16 protein-coding genes and 1 pseudogene are annotated in these 14,508 nt (G+C 71.1%); 8 read left to right on the forward strand and 9 right to left on the reverse strand.

What is annotated here, in order from left to right; translation table 11 throughout:
- The first annotated feature begins 208 nt into the window (after nt 1-208).
- The 3 genes from ACWDAG_RS33125 (at nt 209) to tgmB (ending at nt 1,833) form a co-directional block, all read left to right on the forward strand.
- Entirely contained in the window at nt 209-499 is a 291-nt protein-coding gene (locus ACWDAG_RS33125) for a YkvA family protein (RefSeq protein WP_450699239.1), read from the forward strand.
- Nucleotides 500-631: 132 nt separating this feature from the next.
- A complete protein-coding gene (gene tgmA, locus ACWDAG_RS33130) occupies nt 632-823 on the forward strand; it encodes a putative ATP-grasp-modified RiPP (protein ID WP_099933570.1) in 192 nt (63 codons plus the stop codon).
- Nucleotides 824-840: 17 nt separating this feature from the next.
- Nucleotides 841-1,833, forward strand: coding sequence for an ATP-grasp ribosomal peptide maturase (tgmB, locus tag ACWDAG_RS33135; protein WP_450699240.1), 993 nt, complete (start codon nt 841-843; stop codon nt 1,831-1,833).
- A 9-nt stretch (nt 1,834-1,842) separates the two neighbouring features.
- Here the strand turns inward: tgmB and ACWDAG_RS33140 are convergent, their stop codons facing one another.
- Together ACWDAG_RS33140 and ACWDAG_RS33145 are read right to left on the reverse strand one after the other, a co-directional pair.
- Nucleotides 1,843-2,058, reverse strand: coding sequence for a hypothetical protein (locus ACWDAG_RS33140; protein ID WP_450699241.1), 216 nt, complete (start codon nt 2,056-2,058; stop codon nt 1,843-1,845).
- A gap of 163 nt (nt 2,059-2,221) precedes the next feature.
- The gene (locus ACWDAG_RS33145; RefSeq protein WP_450699242.1) at nt 2,222-2,461 is read right to left on the reverse strand and encodes a DUF5133 domain-containing protein; all 240 of its coding nucleotides are present in this window, start codon (nt 2,459-2,461) and stop codon (nt 2,222-2,224) included.
- Nucleotides 2,462-2,631: 170 nt separating this feature from the next.
- On the opposite strand from ACWDAG_RS33145, the gene ACWDAG_RS33150 reads away from it, so the two are divergent.
- Entirely contained in the window at nt 2,632-2,967 is a 336-nt protein-coding gene (locus ACWDAG_RS33150) for a hypothetical protein (protein WP_450699243.1), read from the forward strand.
- Here the strand turns inward: ACWDAG_RS33150 and ACWDAG_RS33155 are convergent.
- Together ACWDAG_RS33155 and ACWDAG_RS33160 are read right to left on the reverse strand one after the other, a co-directional pair.
- Nucleotides 2,916-4,246, reverse strand: a pseudogene (locus ACWDAG_RS33155) (ATP-binding cassette domain-containing protein). The gene ACWDAG_RS33150 and the pseudogene ACWDAG_RS33155 overlap by 52 nt on opposite strands.
- On the reverse strand, nt 4,188-5,045 hold the full coding sequence (locus ACWDAG_RS33160) for an aldo/keto reductase (protein WP_450699244.1): 858 nt from the start codon (nt 5,043-5,045) through the stop codon (nt 4,188-4,190). Before ACWDAG_RS33160 ends, ACWDAG_RS33155 begins: the two are co-directional and overlap by 59 nt.
- Before the next feature lie 259 nt (nt 5,046-5,304).
- Between ACWDAG_RS33160 and ACWDAG_RS33165 the strand changes: the two genes are divergently transcribed.
- On the forward strand, nt 5,305-6,198 hold the full coding sequence (locus ACWDAG_RS33165; protein ID WP_450699245.1) for a Gfo/Idh/MocA family protein: 894 nt from the start codon (nt 5,305-5,307) through the stop codon (nt 6,196-6,198).
- A gap of 146 nt (nt 6,199-6,344) precedes the next feature.
- Here the strand turns inward: ACWDAG_RS33165 and ACWDAG_RS33170 are convergent, their stop codons facing one another.
- Nucleotides 6,345-6,989 carry an AAA family ATPase gene (locus tag ACWDAG_RS33170; protein WP_450699246.1) on the reverse strand — a complete coding sequence of 215 codons (645 nt, stop codon included), beginning with the start codon at nt 6,987-6,989 and terminating at the stop codon, nt 6,345-6,347.
- Nucleotides 6,982-7,311: a hypothetical protein gene (locus ACWDAG_RS33175; protein WP_450699247.1), complete on the reverse strand. Its 330-nt coding sequence runs from the start codon at nt 7,309-7,311 to the stop codon at nt 6,982-6,984. Before ACWDAG_RS33175 ends, ACWDAG_RS33170 begins: the two co-directional genes overlap by 8 nt.
- A gap of 106 nt (nt 7,312-7,417) precedes the next feature.
- On the opposite strand from ACWDAG_RS33175, the gene ACWDAG_RS33180 reads away from it, so the two are divergent.
- Nucleotides 7,418-8,530, forward strand: a complete 1,113-nt coding sequence (locus ACWDAG_RS33180; protein WP_450699248.1) for a PP2C family protein-serine/threonine phosphatase — start codon at nt 7,418-7,420, stop codon at nt 8,528-8,530.
- On the opposite strand, the gene ACWDAG_RS33185 is transcribed toward ACWDAG_RS33180, so the two are convergent.
- Nucleotides 8,502-10,763 carry an MMPL family transporter gene (locus ACWDAG_RS33185; RefSeq protein ID WP_450699249.1) on the reverse strand — a complete coding sequence of 754 codons (2,262 nt, stop codon included), beginning with the start codon at nt 10,761-10,763 and terminating at the stop codon, nt 8,502-8,504. The genes ACWDAG_RS33180 and ACWDAG_RS33185 overlap by 29 nt on opposite strands.
- A 163-nt stretch (nt 10,764-10,926) precedes the next feature.
- Here ACWDAG_RS33185 and ACWDAG_RS33190 point away from each other — a divergent pair, with 163 nt between their 5' ends.
- Nucleotides 10,927-11,133 (forward strand): hypothetical protein, encoded by a 207-nt coding sequence (locus ACWDAG_RS33190; protein WP_450699250.1) that lies wholly within the window; start codon nt 10,927-10,929, stop codon nt 11,131-11,133.
- A gap of 44 nt (nt 11,134-11,177) precedes the next feature.
- Here ACWDAG_RS33190 and ACWDAG_RS33195 read toward each other — a convergent pair whose 3' ends face one another.
- Entirely contained in the window at nt 11,178-12,308 is a 1,131-nt protein-coding gene (locus ACWDAG_RS33195; protein WP_450699251.1) for a sulfite oxidase, read from the reverse strand.
- Between the two features lie 218 nt (nt 12,309-12,526).
- On the opposite strand from ACWDAG_RS33195, the gene sthA reads away from it, so the two are divergent.
- Nucleotides 12,527-13,930, forward strand: coding sequence for a Si-specific NAD(P)(+) transhydrogenase (gene sthA / locus ACWDAG_RS33200; protein ID WP_450699252.1), 1,404 nt, complete (start codon nt 12,527-12,529; stop codon nt 13,928-13,930).
- A 10-nt stretch (nt 13,931-13,940) separates the two neighbouring features.
- Here the strand turns inward: sthA and ACWDAG_RS33205 are convergent, their stop codons facing one another.
- Nucleotides 13,941-14,429, reverse strand: coding sequence for a DUF5709 domain-containing protein (locus tag ACWDAG_RS33205; protein ID WP_450699253.1), 489 nt, complete (start codon nt 14,427-14,429; stop codon nt 13,941-13,943).
- Nucleotides 14,430-14,508: the final 79 nt, after the last annotated feature.

A 14,508-nucleotide genomic window follows, 5' to 3' on the forward strand; every position in this document is an offset into this window, starting at 1 on the left:
CACCTGCTCTCGCATCTCCCGGCGCGTTTCACGACGTGTCGATGCAGTGCCATTACTAAGTGCCGCTTCCGGTCCGTGCCAGTCGGGATGGGCCACAGGTGTGAGGCCCCGTCGCGCTTCTGACGGGGTGACGGAGGACGTACGAACGCCGGAAGGGGGAATCCGAGACAAGGGGCGCGCCGTTCGGCACGCCGGATGGAGGAGGACCGTGAAATGGACCACAGCGGCGATCGTGGTCGCCGTTGCCCTCGCGGCGCTCGCCCTCACCGTGGCCGTCGTCCTGTTGGTGCGACTGGTGCGGGCGCGGCGCGACCTCAGGCGTGCCGGGCTTCCGACCGGGCGGCGCTGGGTCTTCTGGGGAGCCGTCCTGTACTTCGTGCTGCCGACCGACCTGTTGCCCGACCCTGTCTACCTGGACGACATCGGCGTCCTTCTCCTCGCTCTGCGCAGCCTGCGCGGCCCGCTGGACGGGCCGAATCGTCACGAATCCTCCCTGTGACTACGCAGAGTAAGGAAACCAATCACTCGTTCGATTCGTATAAGTGACTGGAAGGGCAATGCAGTCGGCGGGCCGGGCGTCGCCGCGGGGAGCGGACCGCCGGGTCGGTGCTGCACTGACGAGGGAGACACGATGCAACCGTTCGCGCTCAACTACGCACGTCCGGCGGTGGAGTTGGAAGCCACGACTCCGTACGTCTACGACTCCGGGCTGCAGTTGAACGTGCTCATGGACGGCCGGGTCGCCGCCGGTGACCTCGCGCTGCTCAGAGAGTTGGGGACCACCACGTCCACCGCGGGCTCCAAGACTCACTTCGACGACTGAACGCGGAACCGCCCACGATGACCGTGCTGATCCTGACCTGTGAAGAGGACGTGACCGCCGACATGGTGGTCGTGCACCTGAACGCGTCCGGGGTCCCGGTGGTCCGCCTGGACCCCGCCGACCTCCCGGGCGGTGTCGCGCTGTCCGGTGAGTACGTGCACGGCCGCTTCCGCGGCCACCTCCAGTCCGCGGGCCGCCTGGTGAGCATCGCCGGGCTGCGGTCGGTCTGGGTACGCAGGCCGGGGGATGCGGCCGCGCGAGCGGCCCAGCCCTCCGGGTGGCTGACCGAGGAGTCCGCCCAGGCGCTCTACGGCATGCTGCGCGGCTCGGACGCCCGCTGGATGAACCACCCCGACGCGGCTCGCCGGGCCCGGCACAAGCCGTGGCAGCTACGGCTCGCCCAGCGCTGCGGACTGCCGGTGCCGGCCACTTTGATCACGACGTTTCCGCAGGCGGCCCGGGAGTTCGCCGACCGCTATCCGGATCTGGTGGTCAAGCCGGTCTCCGGGGCGCATCCGCTGGATCCGCCCCGGGCGGTGCCGACCAGCCGGGTGGCACCGGACACGGACTTCTCCGCCGTGGCCTTCGGGCCGACGCTGCTGCAGCGGCGGGTGGGCAAGCGGGCCGACATCCGGCTGACGGTGGTGGGCGAGCGGCTGCTGGCGGCCCGCAAGGCGACTGCCGACGATACGGATCCGGACGATCCCGGTGCGGTGGACGTACGCTTCGCCTCGGCCGACATACCGTGGCGTGCCACCGATGTCCCGCCGCGCATCGCCGAAGCCGTCCGCTCGTATCTGCGTGAGGCCGAACTGGCCTACGGCGCCTTCGACTTCGCCGAGGACGCCGACGGGACCTGGTGGTTCCTGGAGTGCAATCAGTCGGGGCAGTTCGGCTTCGTCGAGGTGGAGACGGGTCTGCCGATCGCGCGGACCATAGCGGAGTGGCTGGCCCATCCCGGGCCGGAGCCGCAGACACGAGTCAACGGCTCCAGTACCAGGGTGTGTTGAGGGCAGCGGTCAGTGGGGCAGCGAGCCGGGCAGCAGCGCGGTCCGCTGCCACCCCGCGCCCGGGGAGGCCTGACGGTCGGGGGCGGGTACGGCGCCGAAGGACTGCAGCGGCCGCATGGCGTACTCCAGTTCCCGGCTCACGCGCTCGGCCTCGCGGCGAGCCTGAGTGGGGACGTCGCCGCGCTCGGCGACGAGTCGGTCGTAGATCGGGGAGTCCTGGAACACCGACGCGCCTTTCGTGTGGTGGCCCATGCGCATGGGCCAGGCTGTCGAGTGTATGCGCCCCGGGGTACCTGGGTGTGAATTCACCAGGAGCACTTGACGTCGGCACGAAGGCTGTGACCGGCCAGATGTGATGTGCGCCATGCGTCGCGAAGCCGACGTCACGTCAGACGGCCAGTGACAGGCCGCCGTCCCCGCCCGCGGCCCTTCGCGAGGCGATGAGCAGGGCGTCCGCCTTCACGATCGCCTCCTCGACACCCGAGACTCCCATCAGGGCGCACAGCGCGCGGCTGACATCCACCAACTCCCGTGCCGTCTGCGGCTTCTCACGCTCCGCCTGCGCGATGCGCAGCGACGCGTATCTGGTGAGCAACGTTCTGACGACCTTCGGGTCCGGAACGAGCACGAAGCGCCCCTCTCTTTGGTTTTCGCCTCGCCTTCCCGGTCAGGCCCGGACCAATCGCATCTTCCGCGCCCCGGGCCCCAATTGACGCAAAACCGCCGTCCGACCCGATTCCCAGCGCGCCGCGAGGCGTTGAACAGAGGGTAACCCCCTCAGCACGAACGGTGAAGCCAATGAACCGCTCCGGCCGCCTCCTCTGCACCCTCTACCTCACCACCAGCGCCGAACTCGCCTGGACCACGGTCCTCGAATTCCTCCACGGCCCCCGGTGGGCCGCATGTCTGTTCGCCGCGGCGAGCCTGGTCCCGGTCATCGCCGTCGTCCGCGAGACCCTGATCCGCGACCTGCGCAGGGCCGCGGTCGTGGCGCGCCACCCCGCGCGCACGGCCGCCGACGAGATCGTGCGCGGCGAGCTGAACGCCGCCTGCTGCGAACGGTGGTGGACCAGCCTCGGCATTCACCACGACTCGACCTGCCCGCACGGGATGCGCCGCAGCAGCGCCGCCTGAGGAGCTGCCGCGGGGCGGACGCACGGCGGCCCAGGCACCCGTCCGCCGTGCAGCTGCGTGTACGCCCCGCCGCCGCGCAGGAGTTCCTCGTGCGTCCCCATCGCCACGATCCGGTCGGCCCCGCGCACGGTGGACGGCCGGTGGGCCACCACGAAGGTGGTCCGCCCGCGCAGCAGCCGGGCCGCGCCTGCTGGAACAGGGCCTCCGAGCGGGTGTCCAGGGCCGAGGTCGCCTCGTCCAGGATCAGCACCTCGGCGTCGCGGATCAGGGCCGGTCGACGAACTCCAGCGCGTTGGCGTGCGCAGGGCCACGCGCACCGTTTCCTCGTCGGCCTCGTCCATGCCGTAGGCCATGTTCTCGCGCACGGTGCCGTCGAGCAGGATCCGGCCCGAGGTGGGGCGGATGAACCCGATGACGAGGTTGAGCACCGTGGACTTGCCCGCGCCGGACGGGTCGACGAGGGCGATGGTCTCGCCCTCCGTCACGGAGAGGGCGAAGTCGCGTACGGCGGGCCGGCCGCTGTCGTCGTACGCGTGCCCGACACCCTCGAAGGCCGCCCAGGACGAGCACGCCGACCACGTTGAGGACGACCCAGGCCAGCGACCCGAACCGGCCGTTGACGAGGTCGAGGCGCATGCCGGAGGTCAGCAGGCTGCGCAGGGTGCCGTCCGTGCGGCGAAGGCGCCTTGCGGGACGAGAGGCTCTCCACCTCGTGGCGGAAGTGCTCGTTGGGGGTGCGCAGCCGGGCCCGGAGGCGGGCCACGACGAGCGTGGCAGCGGGGACGACGACCAGGAAGAGGGGAACGAACTCCGGTGTGCGCACGGCGATGATGACAAGTTCGCCGAGGAGCACGGTGATCGCTCTGAGGCCGTTCTCGGCGGTCTGCTGCACCATCTGCTCGACCGTCTCCACGTCGCGGACCGCGCCCATGCGGCGCGCACAGCCGTACAGGAGACGTACACAGAGCAGGTGCAGGGGGTAGTTGACCAGCAGGATGAGCAGGATGATCCCGGTGCTCAGCCAGAGCCGCTCGACCGGCTGGTGCTGGACCACGGTGTCGCTGATGGACGCGGTGATCAGTGGTAGCAGCCAGATCGAGCTGTGCTTGACGGTGAACACGCCGACCGCCGCGATCAGGTGGCGGCGGTCGGCGCGGAACGGGTACCCGAGGGTGCGGACCGGGTGTTCCGGCGGGGTCCTCCGTGGTGACCGGGGGGTCTCAGACGGCGTCGAGCTGCGCGAGTTCCTCGGCGTCGAGCTTGAGTTCGGTCGCGGCAAGGGAGTCGAGGATGGTCTCCGGGCGGCTGGAGCCGGGGATGGGGACGACCACCGGCGACTTGGCGAGCATCCAGGCCAGGCACACACGCTGCGGGCTGACCCCGTGGGCCTCGGCGATCCGCGCGAACGGCGCATAGGCGGAGCCCAGTTCACGGGCCCGGGAGATGCCGCCGAGCGGGCTCCAGGGCAGGAAGGCGATGCCGAGTTCGTCGCACAGTTCCAGTTCCCGCTCGCTGGAGCGGAAGGCCGGGGAGAACTGGTTCTGCACGGAGACCAGCCGGCCGCCGAGGATGTCGTTCGCCTGCCTGATCTGGTCGGGGTCGGCGTTGGAGATGCCCGCCAAGCGGATCTTGCCCTCGTCCAGCAGGTCCCGGATCGCACCGACGGACTCGGCGTACGGCACCCTCGGGTCGGGGCGGTGGAACTGGTAGAGCCCGATGGCCTCCACTCCGAGCCGGCGCAGCGACGCCTCGCAGGCCTCCTTGAGGTGGCGGGGGCTGCCGTCGAGGGTCCAGCTGCCGTCGCCGGGGCGCAGATGGCCGCCCTTGGTGGCGACCAGGACGTCGCGGCCGCGGTCGTGGGAGGCGAGGGCCTTGGCGATCAGGGTCTCGTTGTGGCCGACCTCGTGGGCGTCCCGGTGATAGGCGTCCGCGGTGTCGATCAGGGTCACGCCGGCGTCGAGGGCGGCGTGGATCGTGGCGAGGGAGCGCGCCTCGTCCGGCCGTCCCTCGATCGACATGGGCATCCCGCCCAGGCCGATCGCGCTGACTTCGACGTCACCGATGCGGCGGGTGTGCATGGGGCTCCTGACCTCTTCCGGTTGTCGCGCGGTACCGAATGATGTTCGGCTCACCGCACATGAGGGGCGGACGGCCGAAACGGATTCCAGCCTGACCCGCCCACGGGCCGCAGGTCCAATAGAGGAAAGAGAACGCATTCAGCAGCCGCACCACTGAATCGCCACCTCCGTCGGATCTGCTTGCGCGGTCGGCCGGTCGGTGTGCGACGCTCGCTGGCGACCAGTCGTCACAGGGGCGGCAACGTGGAGAGGCGGCGGCATGCGCACAGGACTTCTCGGTACCGGCCCCTGGGCGGGGATGGCGCACGCCCCCGCCCTGCACGAGCACTCGGAGCTGGAGTTCGTGGGGGTGTGGGGCCGCCGTACGGAGGCCGCGAAGCAACTCGCCGACCGCTTCGGCATACGTGCCTACGACGACGTCGAGGCACTGTTCGCCGAGGTGGACACGGTCGCGGTCGCCCTGCCGCCGGCCGTGCAGGCGGAGCTCGCGGTGCGGGCCGCCAGGGCGGGGTGCCATCTGCTGCTGGACAAGCCCCTCGCCACGACGGTCGAGCAGGGGCGGGCCGTCGTCGACGCGGTCCGGGAGGCTCAGGTCGCCTCGGTCGTCTTCTTCACCAGCCGCTTCCTGCCCGAGACCGAGGCGTGGATCACCGAACAGGCGGGGGTGGGGGGCTGGTTCACGGCGCACGCCCAGTGGCTCGGGGCACTGTTCGGCGGTGACAGCGACAGCCCGTTCGCCGACTCGCCGTGGCGGCGGGAGAAGGGCGCGCTGTGGGACGTGGGTCCGCATGCCCTGTCCGCGCTGCTGCCGGTCCTCGGTGACGCCCGGCGCGTGGCGGCCGCGGCGCCCGGTCCCGGGGACACGGTCCATCTGGTCCTCGACCATGTCGGCGGCGCGTCGAGCACCCTGACTCTCAGTCTGTCGGCCCCGTCCGCGGCGGCCGGCGCGGCTGTCGAACTCCGGGGCGCGGCGGGGCTGTCGGTGCTGCCGCAAAGCGCCGAGGGGGCCGTCGCCGCACTCGGGCACGCCGCTGACGCGCTGCTCGAAGCCGCCCGCACCGGGCGACCGCACGCATGCGACGCCGCCTTCGGTCAGCGGGTCACGGAGATCCTCGTCGAGGCCCAGGCCCTGCTGGAGGGTGCCGCCGACTGACACGGCGTCACGATCTGCCCACCGCACCCTCCTTCACCACCGCGACAAGAACCGAGTCGACCACCGCGCCAACGGTCCGCCCGACTGCGACGTGAACGCACTCAAGACCCAAGCCCTGTTGGAAAGTGCCACCGGCTGACGCGGCGTCACGATCCGTCCGCCGCACCCTGCTTCGCCACCGCGGCCAGGACCGCGTCGACCAGCGCGGCGACGGTACGGTCGGCCCCGGCGTCGATGCGGTCGAGGCCCAACTCGTCGAGGGCCTTGACCATCAGACTCTGGTAACGCTCCGTGCGAGCCAGGAAGCTGTCCATCAGCGCCCGTTCCTCGTCCGTCGCCGCGTCGTACCGTCCGCCCGTGTGCACCCGGGCGCGCAGCACGGCTTCGTCGGCCGTCAGCCACACGGCGGCCGTGCGCGGTACGTCCAGTGCGGCGACGCGGACGGGCCAGAGCGCCGAGCCCTCCAGGACGAGGCCCGCGCCCGCCCCGTCCTGGGCCGCATGGGTCGCGATCAGCGCCCGGATACGGGGCCACAGCCGTTCGTAGTGGGCGAGAACGGACGTGATCAGCTCGTCGACCGTGAGCGATGCGTAATGCTCGGCGACATGCGCCGGCACCTCGCGTTCCGGGGTTCTCCACGGCCGCCCGGGGTGACGGGCGAGCAGGTCCGTCGACCGATACGCGAACCCGAGGCGCTCCGCCACCGCTCGTCCGACCGTCGACTTGCCCACGTTCGACGTGCCCCCGATCAGCACCACCCGCACGTCGGACACCCCTGGCCCCCTACGCACGCTCGAATGGTTCGTCGCTCCAGCGGAACCACGCCCGGTCGCCCTCGATGTGCAGCAGGAACGCGGGAACGGGTCCGTCCGGCGACGACAGGGACACCCGTCTGGTGATCTCGTCGTAGGCCGCTTCCCACTCCTGCCGGTGCTCCTCGTCGTCCGGCTCCATCAGGGCGAGTTCACGGGCGAACAGATCCCGGACCGCATCGAAGGCAGGACCGGCGGTGAAGCGGCCCGACAGCCACGGAAAGTCGGCGTCGTCGACCAGGATCTCGCCGACCGGCTCCTCGCCGCTGCGCACTCGCCACACCTCGCCCACGAACCCCATGCCGCCTCCCCTTCCAGCTGCCGATCACGCCATTGATCAGCATGTCACCCGGCACTGACAAGGGGCCCGGCGTGCGGGCGGCGTCCCGCCGTAGGAGCGTGGTGCTGTGGGAAAGGTGCACCTCCTGTCACCACGGCGGCGGGACCACGACCGGCGGGGCTGGCTGCGGGGCGCGCCACCGCCCCGGCTGGTGCGGGCGCTCCCGCTCGGCCTGATCGTGGGCGTCTGTGCGGCCACCCTGACCAGCGACGAACCCCTCGACATCGGTTTTCTGCTGGGCGCCATCCCGCCGCTGGCCGTCCTCTCCTACGGGCCACTGGCGACCGCGGTCCTCGGCGGTGCTGTCGTCGCCATGCTCAACATCCCGGCCTTCCAGCTCGACCACCCGGGCAACACGGACCTGTTGACCATCTCGTTCGTCTCCGTGCTGAGCGTGTTCGTGTCCTATGTGCGCAGCCGCCGCGATGCTCAGCTGGATCTGGAGCGCACGGTCGCCGAGGCCGCACAGCGCGCCGTCGTCCCTCCGCTACCCGAGCGGGTGGGCCCGGTCCGCTGTGTCGGCCTGTACCGGGCCGCGCAGCGGGGCACGCTGGTGGGCGGCGACTTCTTCGACGTACGCGAGGGGCCGCACGGGGTGCGGGCCGTGATGGGCGACGTCCAGGGGCACGGGCTGGCGGCGGTCGCCACGGTCGCCTCCCTGCTGGGTGCCTTCCGGGAGGCGGCTCTGGACCAGCCGGACCTGGAGTCGGTCGCCGCCCGGCTCGACCGCAGGCTGGAGCTGGACTCGGCGTCGTCCCGGTACGCCGAGCTCTTCGCGACGGCCGTACTGCTGGAGTTCTCACCGGACGCCCGGTCGGTCCGGATGGTGTCCTGCGGGCATCCCGCGCCCTTGCTGCTGCGCGGCCGGCAGGCCACCGAGATCGAGCTCGCCGCGTGGACGCCGCTCGGTCTCGGCCTGTCCGACGGCGGCCCGCACGGCGGCCTCACGCTGCGGCTGGAGCCCGGCCACAGCCTGTTCCTGGCCTCGGACGGCGTGAGCGAGGCCCGCGACCCCTCCGGCGCCTTCTACCCGCTGACCGACCGGCTGTCCGCGCTGGCCGACGACGACCCGGCCGTGCTTGCGGACCGGGTGTGGGCGGATCTCGTACGGTACTGCCCTGCCGTCGTCGACGACGTGACGATGCTCGTCCTCACGCCCGCGTCGCCGGACGCCGGCTGACGTCCGACGTGGGGCTCTCCACCTGGTCGCCCTCGGCGTCGATGTGCGGCATGATCCGGTCGAGCCAGCGGGGCGTCCACCAGGCGTGCGGCCCCAGCAGCGTCATCACGGCCGGAACCATCAGCAGCCGTACGACGGTCGCGTCGATGAGCACGCTCACCGCGAGCCCCAGACCGAGCATCTTGACCACGATGTTGTCGCTGACGATGAAGGCCGCGAAGACGCTCACCATGATCAGGGCGGCGCAGGTGATGACCCGGGCGGTGATCTCCAGCGCGTGGGCGACCGAGGCCTTGGCGTCGCCGGTGCGCAGCCAGGCCTCGTGGACTCGGGAGAGCAGGAAGATCTCGTAGTCCATGCTCAGACCGAAGATGATCGCGAACATCATCATCGGCACATAGCTCTCGATGGGCACCTTGCCGTGCACGCCCAGCGCGGGTCCGCCCCAGCCCCATTGGAAGACGGCCACCACCACGCCGTACGAGGCACCGATCGACAGCACGTTGAGGACGGCCGCCTTGACCGCGACGAGCAGGCCGCGGAAGACCGCCAGAATGATCAGGAAAGCGAGGCCGACCACGACGCCGATGATCAGGGGCAGCCGGCTCGCGACGATGTCACGGAAGTCGACCTGGGCGGCCGTCGTGCCGGTGACGTACCCCTTGGCGGATGTGCCGGAGACCGCGTCCGGGAGGGTGTGGTGGACCAGCCGGTTGGTCAGGTCCGTGGTGGTGGCGCTCTGCGGGGACTGCTTCGAGTAGACCGTGCCGACCAGCACGTCCCCGTCCTTGGTGGGGGTCAGGGGCGTGACGGTGGAGGCGCCGGCCACCGCGTTGAGGGTCTTCTGGGCCTGGGAGGAGAGGGTGGAGCGCTGGGAGGACGGTACGGAGGTCTGGTCGATGACGACGGTGAGCGGGCCGTTGGAGCCGGGGCCGAACGCGTTCGTCATCAGGTCGAAGGCGCGGCGGTCGGTGAAGGAGGTGGGGTCGGCGCCGTCTCCGATGTGGCCGAGCTGGATGGAGAACAGCGGGATGGCCAGGACGACGACGGTCGTGACGCCTGCCGCGAGGAACTGCCAGGGCCTGCGCTCCACACGTTGGGCGTAGCGGTGCCATGTGCCCGTAGGCTCGGTTCCGGGTTCGGCGTCGGTCTCGGCGACGGGACGCCGCACGTGGTAGCGGTCGATGCGTCTGCCGATCAGCCCGAGCATGGCCGGGAGCAGCGTCAGGGCGCCGATGACGGCCGAGACGACCGTCGTGGCGGCGGCCAGACCGAGTTTCCCGATGAAGCTCACGCCGGACGCATACAGGCCGCAGAGGGCGATGATCACGGTGCAGCCGGAGACGAGCACGGCCCGCCCGCTGGTGGCGGTGGCATGGCCCGCTGCACGTACCGGACTCGCCCCGTTCATGAGGTTCTGGCGGTGCCGGGTGAGCTGGAACAGGGCGTAGTCGATGCCGACGCCGAGGCCGATCATGGTCGCCAGGGTCGGCGAGACGGTCGCGAACGTGAACGCCGCCGCGAGCAGTCCGAGGATGGCGAGCCCGCCGACGGCGCTGACCAGTGCCGTGAACAGGGGCAGGCCGGCGGCGATCACGCTGCCGAAGCCGATCAGTAGGACGACGATCGCGACGCCGAAGCCGATCAGTTCGCTCACCCGGTCGTCGGCGGCGGGCCGGCCCAGTTCGCCGAGCGGTCCGCCGTACTCGACCTGGGCGCCGGCCGAGCGCAGCGGCTGGACCGCCTTGTCCACGCCGTTCAGGTAGTTGTCGCCCAGGGTCGAGGGCTGCACGTCGAAGCGGACGGTGATGTAGCCGGTCTTCCCGTCGGAGGCGAGGGGGCCGACCTTCGAGGCCGGGGCGGACAGCGGGTTCTGGGCCGACAGGACGTGCGGCAGTTTCTGCACGTCGCCGATCGTGGTGGACATCTGCGAGCTCAGCGCGGTGAGCGACTTCTGTCCGTCGTGCAGGACGATCTGGCTGCTGTAGCCGCCCGCCGCGGGATCGTGCTTCTTCAGGACGTCAAGGCCCTGCTGGGACTGCACGCCGGGCAGGGAGAAGTTGTCGGAGTACTCCCCGCCGAAGGACCGGTTGAGGGTCTGCAGCGCCACGAGCGCCACCAGCCAGGCCAGGATGACGATCACGAAGTGCCTGGCGCACCACTCCCCCAGACGTCGCAGCACCCCTCCGGTGACAGCCCCCGCGCCCCCCTTGTCGGCGTGGGTAGATGACATGCTCTCGGTCTTCTCTGCCGGTCGGGACGGTCGTCGTCTCTCATTAGACGCCCGCCCTGTCACTCCGGCATCTCGAGCCGCTTGCGTTCGCCTCCGGATGCACGCCGGGCTCCCGCGATGAATGGTGTTAGCAGTAGCGATCCGGACTCGAGGAGCAGAGATCATGCCGACGTCACAGCCCGACGTGTCCGGGCCGTCCGAGGACCGCATCACCCCGGACGACCTGCTCCACACCCGCACCGGCACCGATGTGTCGCCGGAGGACCTCGTCCTTGCCACGGGCAGGGACATCACCCCGCACAACCTCGAATGGGCCAGGCGCAAGCTGGAGGCGGAGGGCCCGGCCGCCCTGGAGAAACTGCTGCCGTAGAGCCGTACCCGTTCCCGTACGCCCGCCTGGAGGCCGGTGCCGGTTCAGTCCGTGTCGCCGGGCTCCAGGCACAGCACCGGCACCCGCTGGACGAGGTTGTTGGTGAAACCGCCGCGGTTCCAGTGCTGGTCCAGCGGCTGGGTGTGTCCTTCGGCGTCGGTGGCCCGCGCGCTCAGCACATGCTCGCCGGGGGTCGCCGTCCAGTCGAGGTGCCAGCGGCGCCACGCCCACCGGCGTCCGCCGTCGGGCTCCAGTTCGGCCGCCTGCCAGGTGCGCCCGGCGTCCGTGCTCACCTCGGCCCGCGCGAGCGGTGCCCGCCCCGACCAGGCACGGCCCTCCAGCGTCACCGGGCCCGGCCGCACCACGCGGGAGCGGGACATGAAGTCCGGGAAGCCGGGCGGGATCAGCAGGGCGCGCGGTTCGATCCGGGTGACCGGCCGGCCCTCGTCGGCGGGGTCCTGGCGGAGCCGGTAGGCCACGGCCTGCTGGAATCCCGCGAAGGGTGTGTCGGTGACGGTGATGTCGCGCAGCCACTTCACATGGGCCATGCCGTACCAGCCGGGCACGATCAGGCGCAGCGGCCGGCCGTGCTGAGGCAGCAGCGGGGCGCCGTTCATCGCGTACGCCACCAGCACCTCGGGCTCGCTGCCCGTGGCCACCTCCACCGGCAGGGAGCGCTGGTAGTCCTGCTCGACACCGCGTTCCACGCCGTGGTCGGCGCCGGTGAACACCACGTCGACGGCGTCGGGTTCCACGCCGGCCTCGGCGAGCAGCAGCCGCAGCGGTACGCCCGTCCACTCGGCGGTGCCGACCGCCTCGACGAGCCAGGGCTGGCTGACCGGACGGGGCGTCAGCAGGGCCCGGCCGTTGCCCGCGCACTCCATGGTCACGCGCGTGGTGACCTGGGGGCGGGTGCGCAGTTCGGCCGGGTCCAGCTGCAGCGGACGGCGGACCCGGCCCCCGATGCTCAGCGGCCAGGGCGTGTCGTCGGGGACGTACGGGATGTCGTAGTGCGTCAGCAGGTAGTGCAGGCCCGGCGGGGTGACGTCGTAGCGCAGCGCCTCCAGCGGGAGGCCGTGGTTGCGGGTGGCGAGCGCCAGTTCGTCCCGGCCGATGCCCTCGTCGGGAGCGGCCAGCCGGGCGGGGGTGCTCGCGTCGGCGAGTCGGTGGCCCATATCGGCATTATCGCTCCGCTGGGTTGTGCGGCGATGGGATGTGCCGCGATGTGCCGTCGGTTGTCTGCGGGTTCATCGTGGTTGATCGCGCCCACGCGGCGGAGCCGCATATCGATGCAGCCCCGCGCCCCTTACGGGGCTTCCGCCCCGTCACCTCGTCGGCGATCGTTGCCCGTTCAGTCTTTCGAAGCGGGGCCCGGGGCTGACAGACTCCGGAGGTGCCCGACTTCGACTTGCTTGTCATCGGATCCGGCCCGGGTGGCCAGAAGGCCGCCATCGCCGCGGCCAAGCTCGGCCGCCGGGTCGCCGTCGTCGACCGCCCCGACATGGTCGGCGGGGTCTCCATCCACACCGGCACCATCCCCTCCAAGACCCTGCGCGAGGCGGTGCTGTACCTGACCGGTCTCACCCAGCGGGATCTGTACGGGCAGAGCTACCGGCTGAAGGAGGACATCACCGTCTCCGACCTGACCTCGCGCACCCAGCACGTGGTCGGCCGGGAGGTCGACGTCATCCGCAACCAGCTCTCCCGCAACCACGTCTCCCTCTTCGCCGGCACCGGCAGTTTCGTCGACCCGCACACCATCGCGCTGCGCGAGGTCACCGGCAACGAACGGCTGCTCAGCGCGGAGCACATCGTCATCGCCACCGGTACCCGGCCGGCCCGGCCGGACAGCGTCGAGTTCGACGGCCGTACGATCATGGACTCCGACAACGTGCTGGCGCTGGAACGCGTCCCGCGCTCCATGGTCATCGTGGGCGCCGGGGTCATCGGCATGGAGTACGCCTCGATGTTCGCCGCGCTCGGCAGCAAGGTGACGGTCGTCGAGAAGCGTGCCGGGATGCTCGACATGTGCGACGTCGAGGTCATCGAGTCGCTCAAGTACCACCTGCGGGACCTCGCCGTGACGTTCCGGTTCGGCGAGACCGTCGCCGCGGTGGAGCGGCATGCGCGGGGCACGCTGACCGTCCTGGAGAGCGGCAAGAAGATACCGGCCGACGCCGTGATGTACTCGGCGGGCCGGCAGGGCCTGACCGACGAACTCGACCTGGACAAGGCCGGACTGTCCGCGGACAGGCGTGGCCGGATCACCGTCGACGAGCACTACCGCACCGAGGTGCCGCACATCTACGCCGTCGGCGACGTGATCGGCTTTCCCGCGCTGGCCGCGACGTCGATGGAGCAGGGGCGGGCGGCCGCCTACCACGCCTGCGGCGAACCGGTCGGCCAGATGCACAACCTGCAGCCCATCGGCATCTACACCATCCCGGAGATCAGCTTCGTCGGCCGGACCGAGGACCAACTGACCGAGGACTGCGTGCCGTTCGAGGTCGGCATCTCCCGCTACCGCGAGCTCGCCCGCGGCCAGATCATCGGCGACTCGCACGGCATGCTGAAGCTGCTGGTCTCCCCCGAGGACCGCACCCTGCTCGGCGTGCACTGCTTCGGCACCGGCGCCACCGAGCTCATCCACATCGGCCAGTCGGTGATGGGCTGCGGCGGCACCGTCGACTATCTGGTCGACGCGGTCTTCAACTACCCGACGCTGGCGGAGTCCTACAAGGTCGCGGCGCTCGACGCCACGAACAAGCTCCGGCAGATCGACCGGATCGGCGACTGACGGGCCGGCGTCAGTGGTCCTGCTCGGCGTCGGGCAGCCGCGTCTCGTCCTCGACTACGTGGACGGCGGCCTCCTCGGCGCCGGCGGCACCGCCGTCGATGCCCACGTCGGCGGCGACCGTCTCCTTGGTCCTGTCGGGGTGGGCGCCCTCGTCCGGAGCGACCAGGCGGCCCGCGCGCTCCGTACCGGCCTCGGGGTCGACGGGTTCGCCCTCGCCCCCGGGGAGGTCGCCGATCTCGTCACCGGCGGGCACGGCGGCGTCCGGGACCTCCTCGGCGAGCCGTTCGTCGAGGCTCTCGCCGGTGCGCTGTTCGGCGGCCGTCGTGCCGTGTTTGGTGACGCCGAGCGGCTTCTCCGGTGGGGAGTAGCCCTCGTCGAGGATGTCGTCGTAGGTGCGTTCGTCGAGGGCGTCCTGGAGGTCGAGCGGTGCCGCGTCCTCCTGCTCCTCGTTGGTGGCGGTGGGCTGGTAGGCGTCGTCGGCCATCGGTTCGCTGCCCATGAGTGCCTCCCTCGCGCGCTGCGGCGGGTCGTTTCTGTACGGTGTCCCGATCCGCGTTTCCCGTTGCGCGCCGTCCAAC

The organism is Streptomyces sp. NPDC001157, assembly GCF_053598255.1.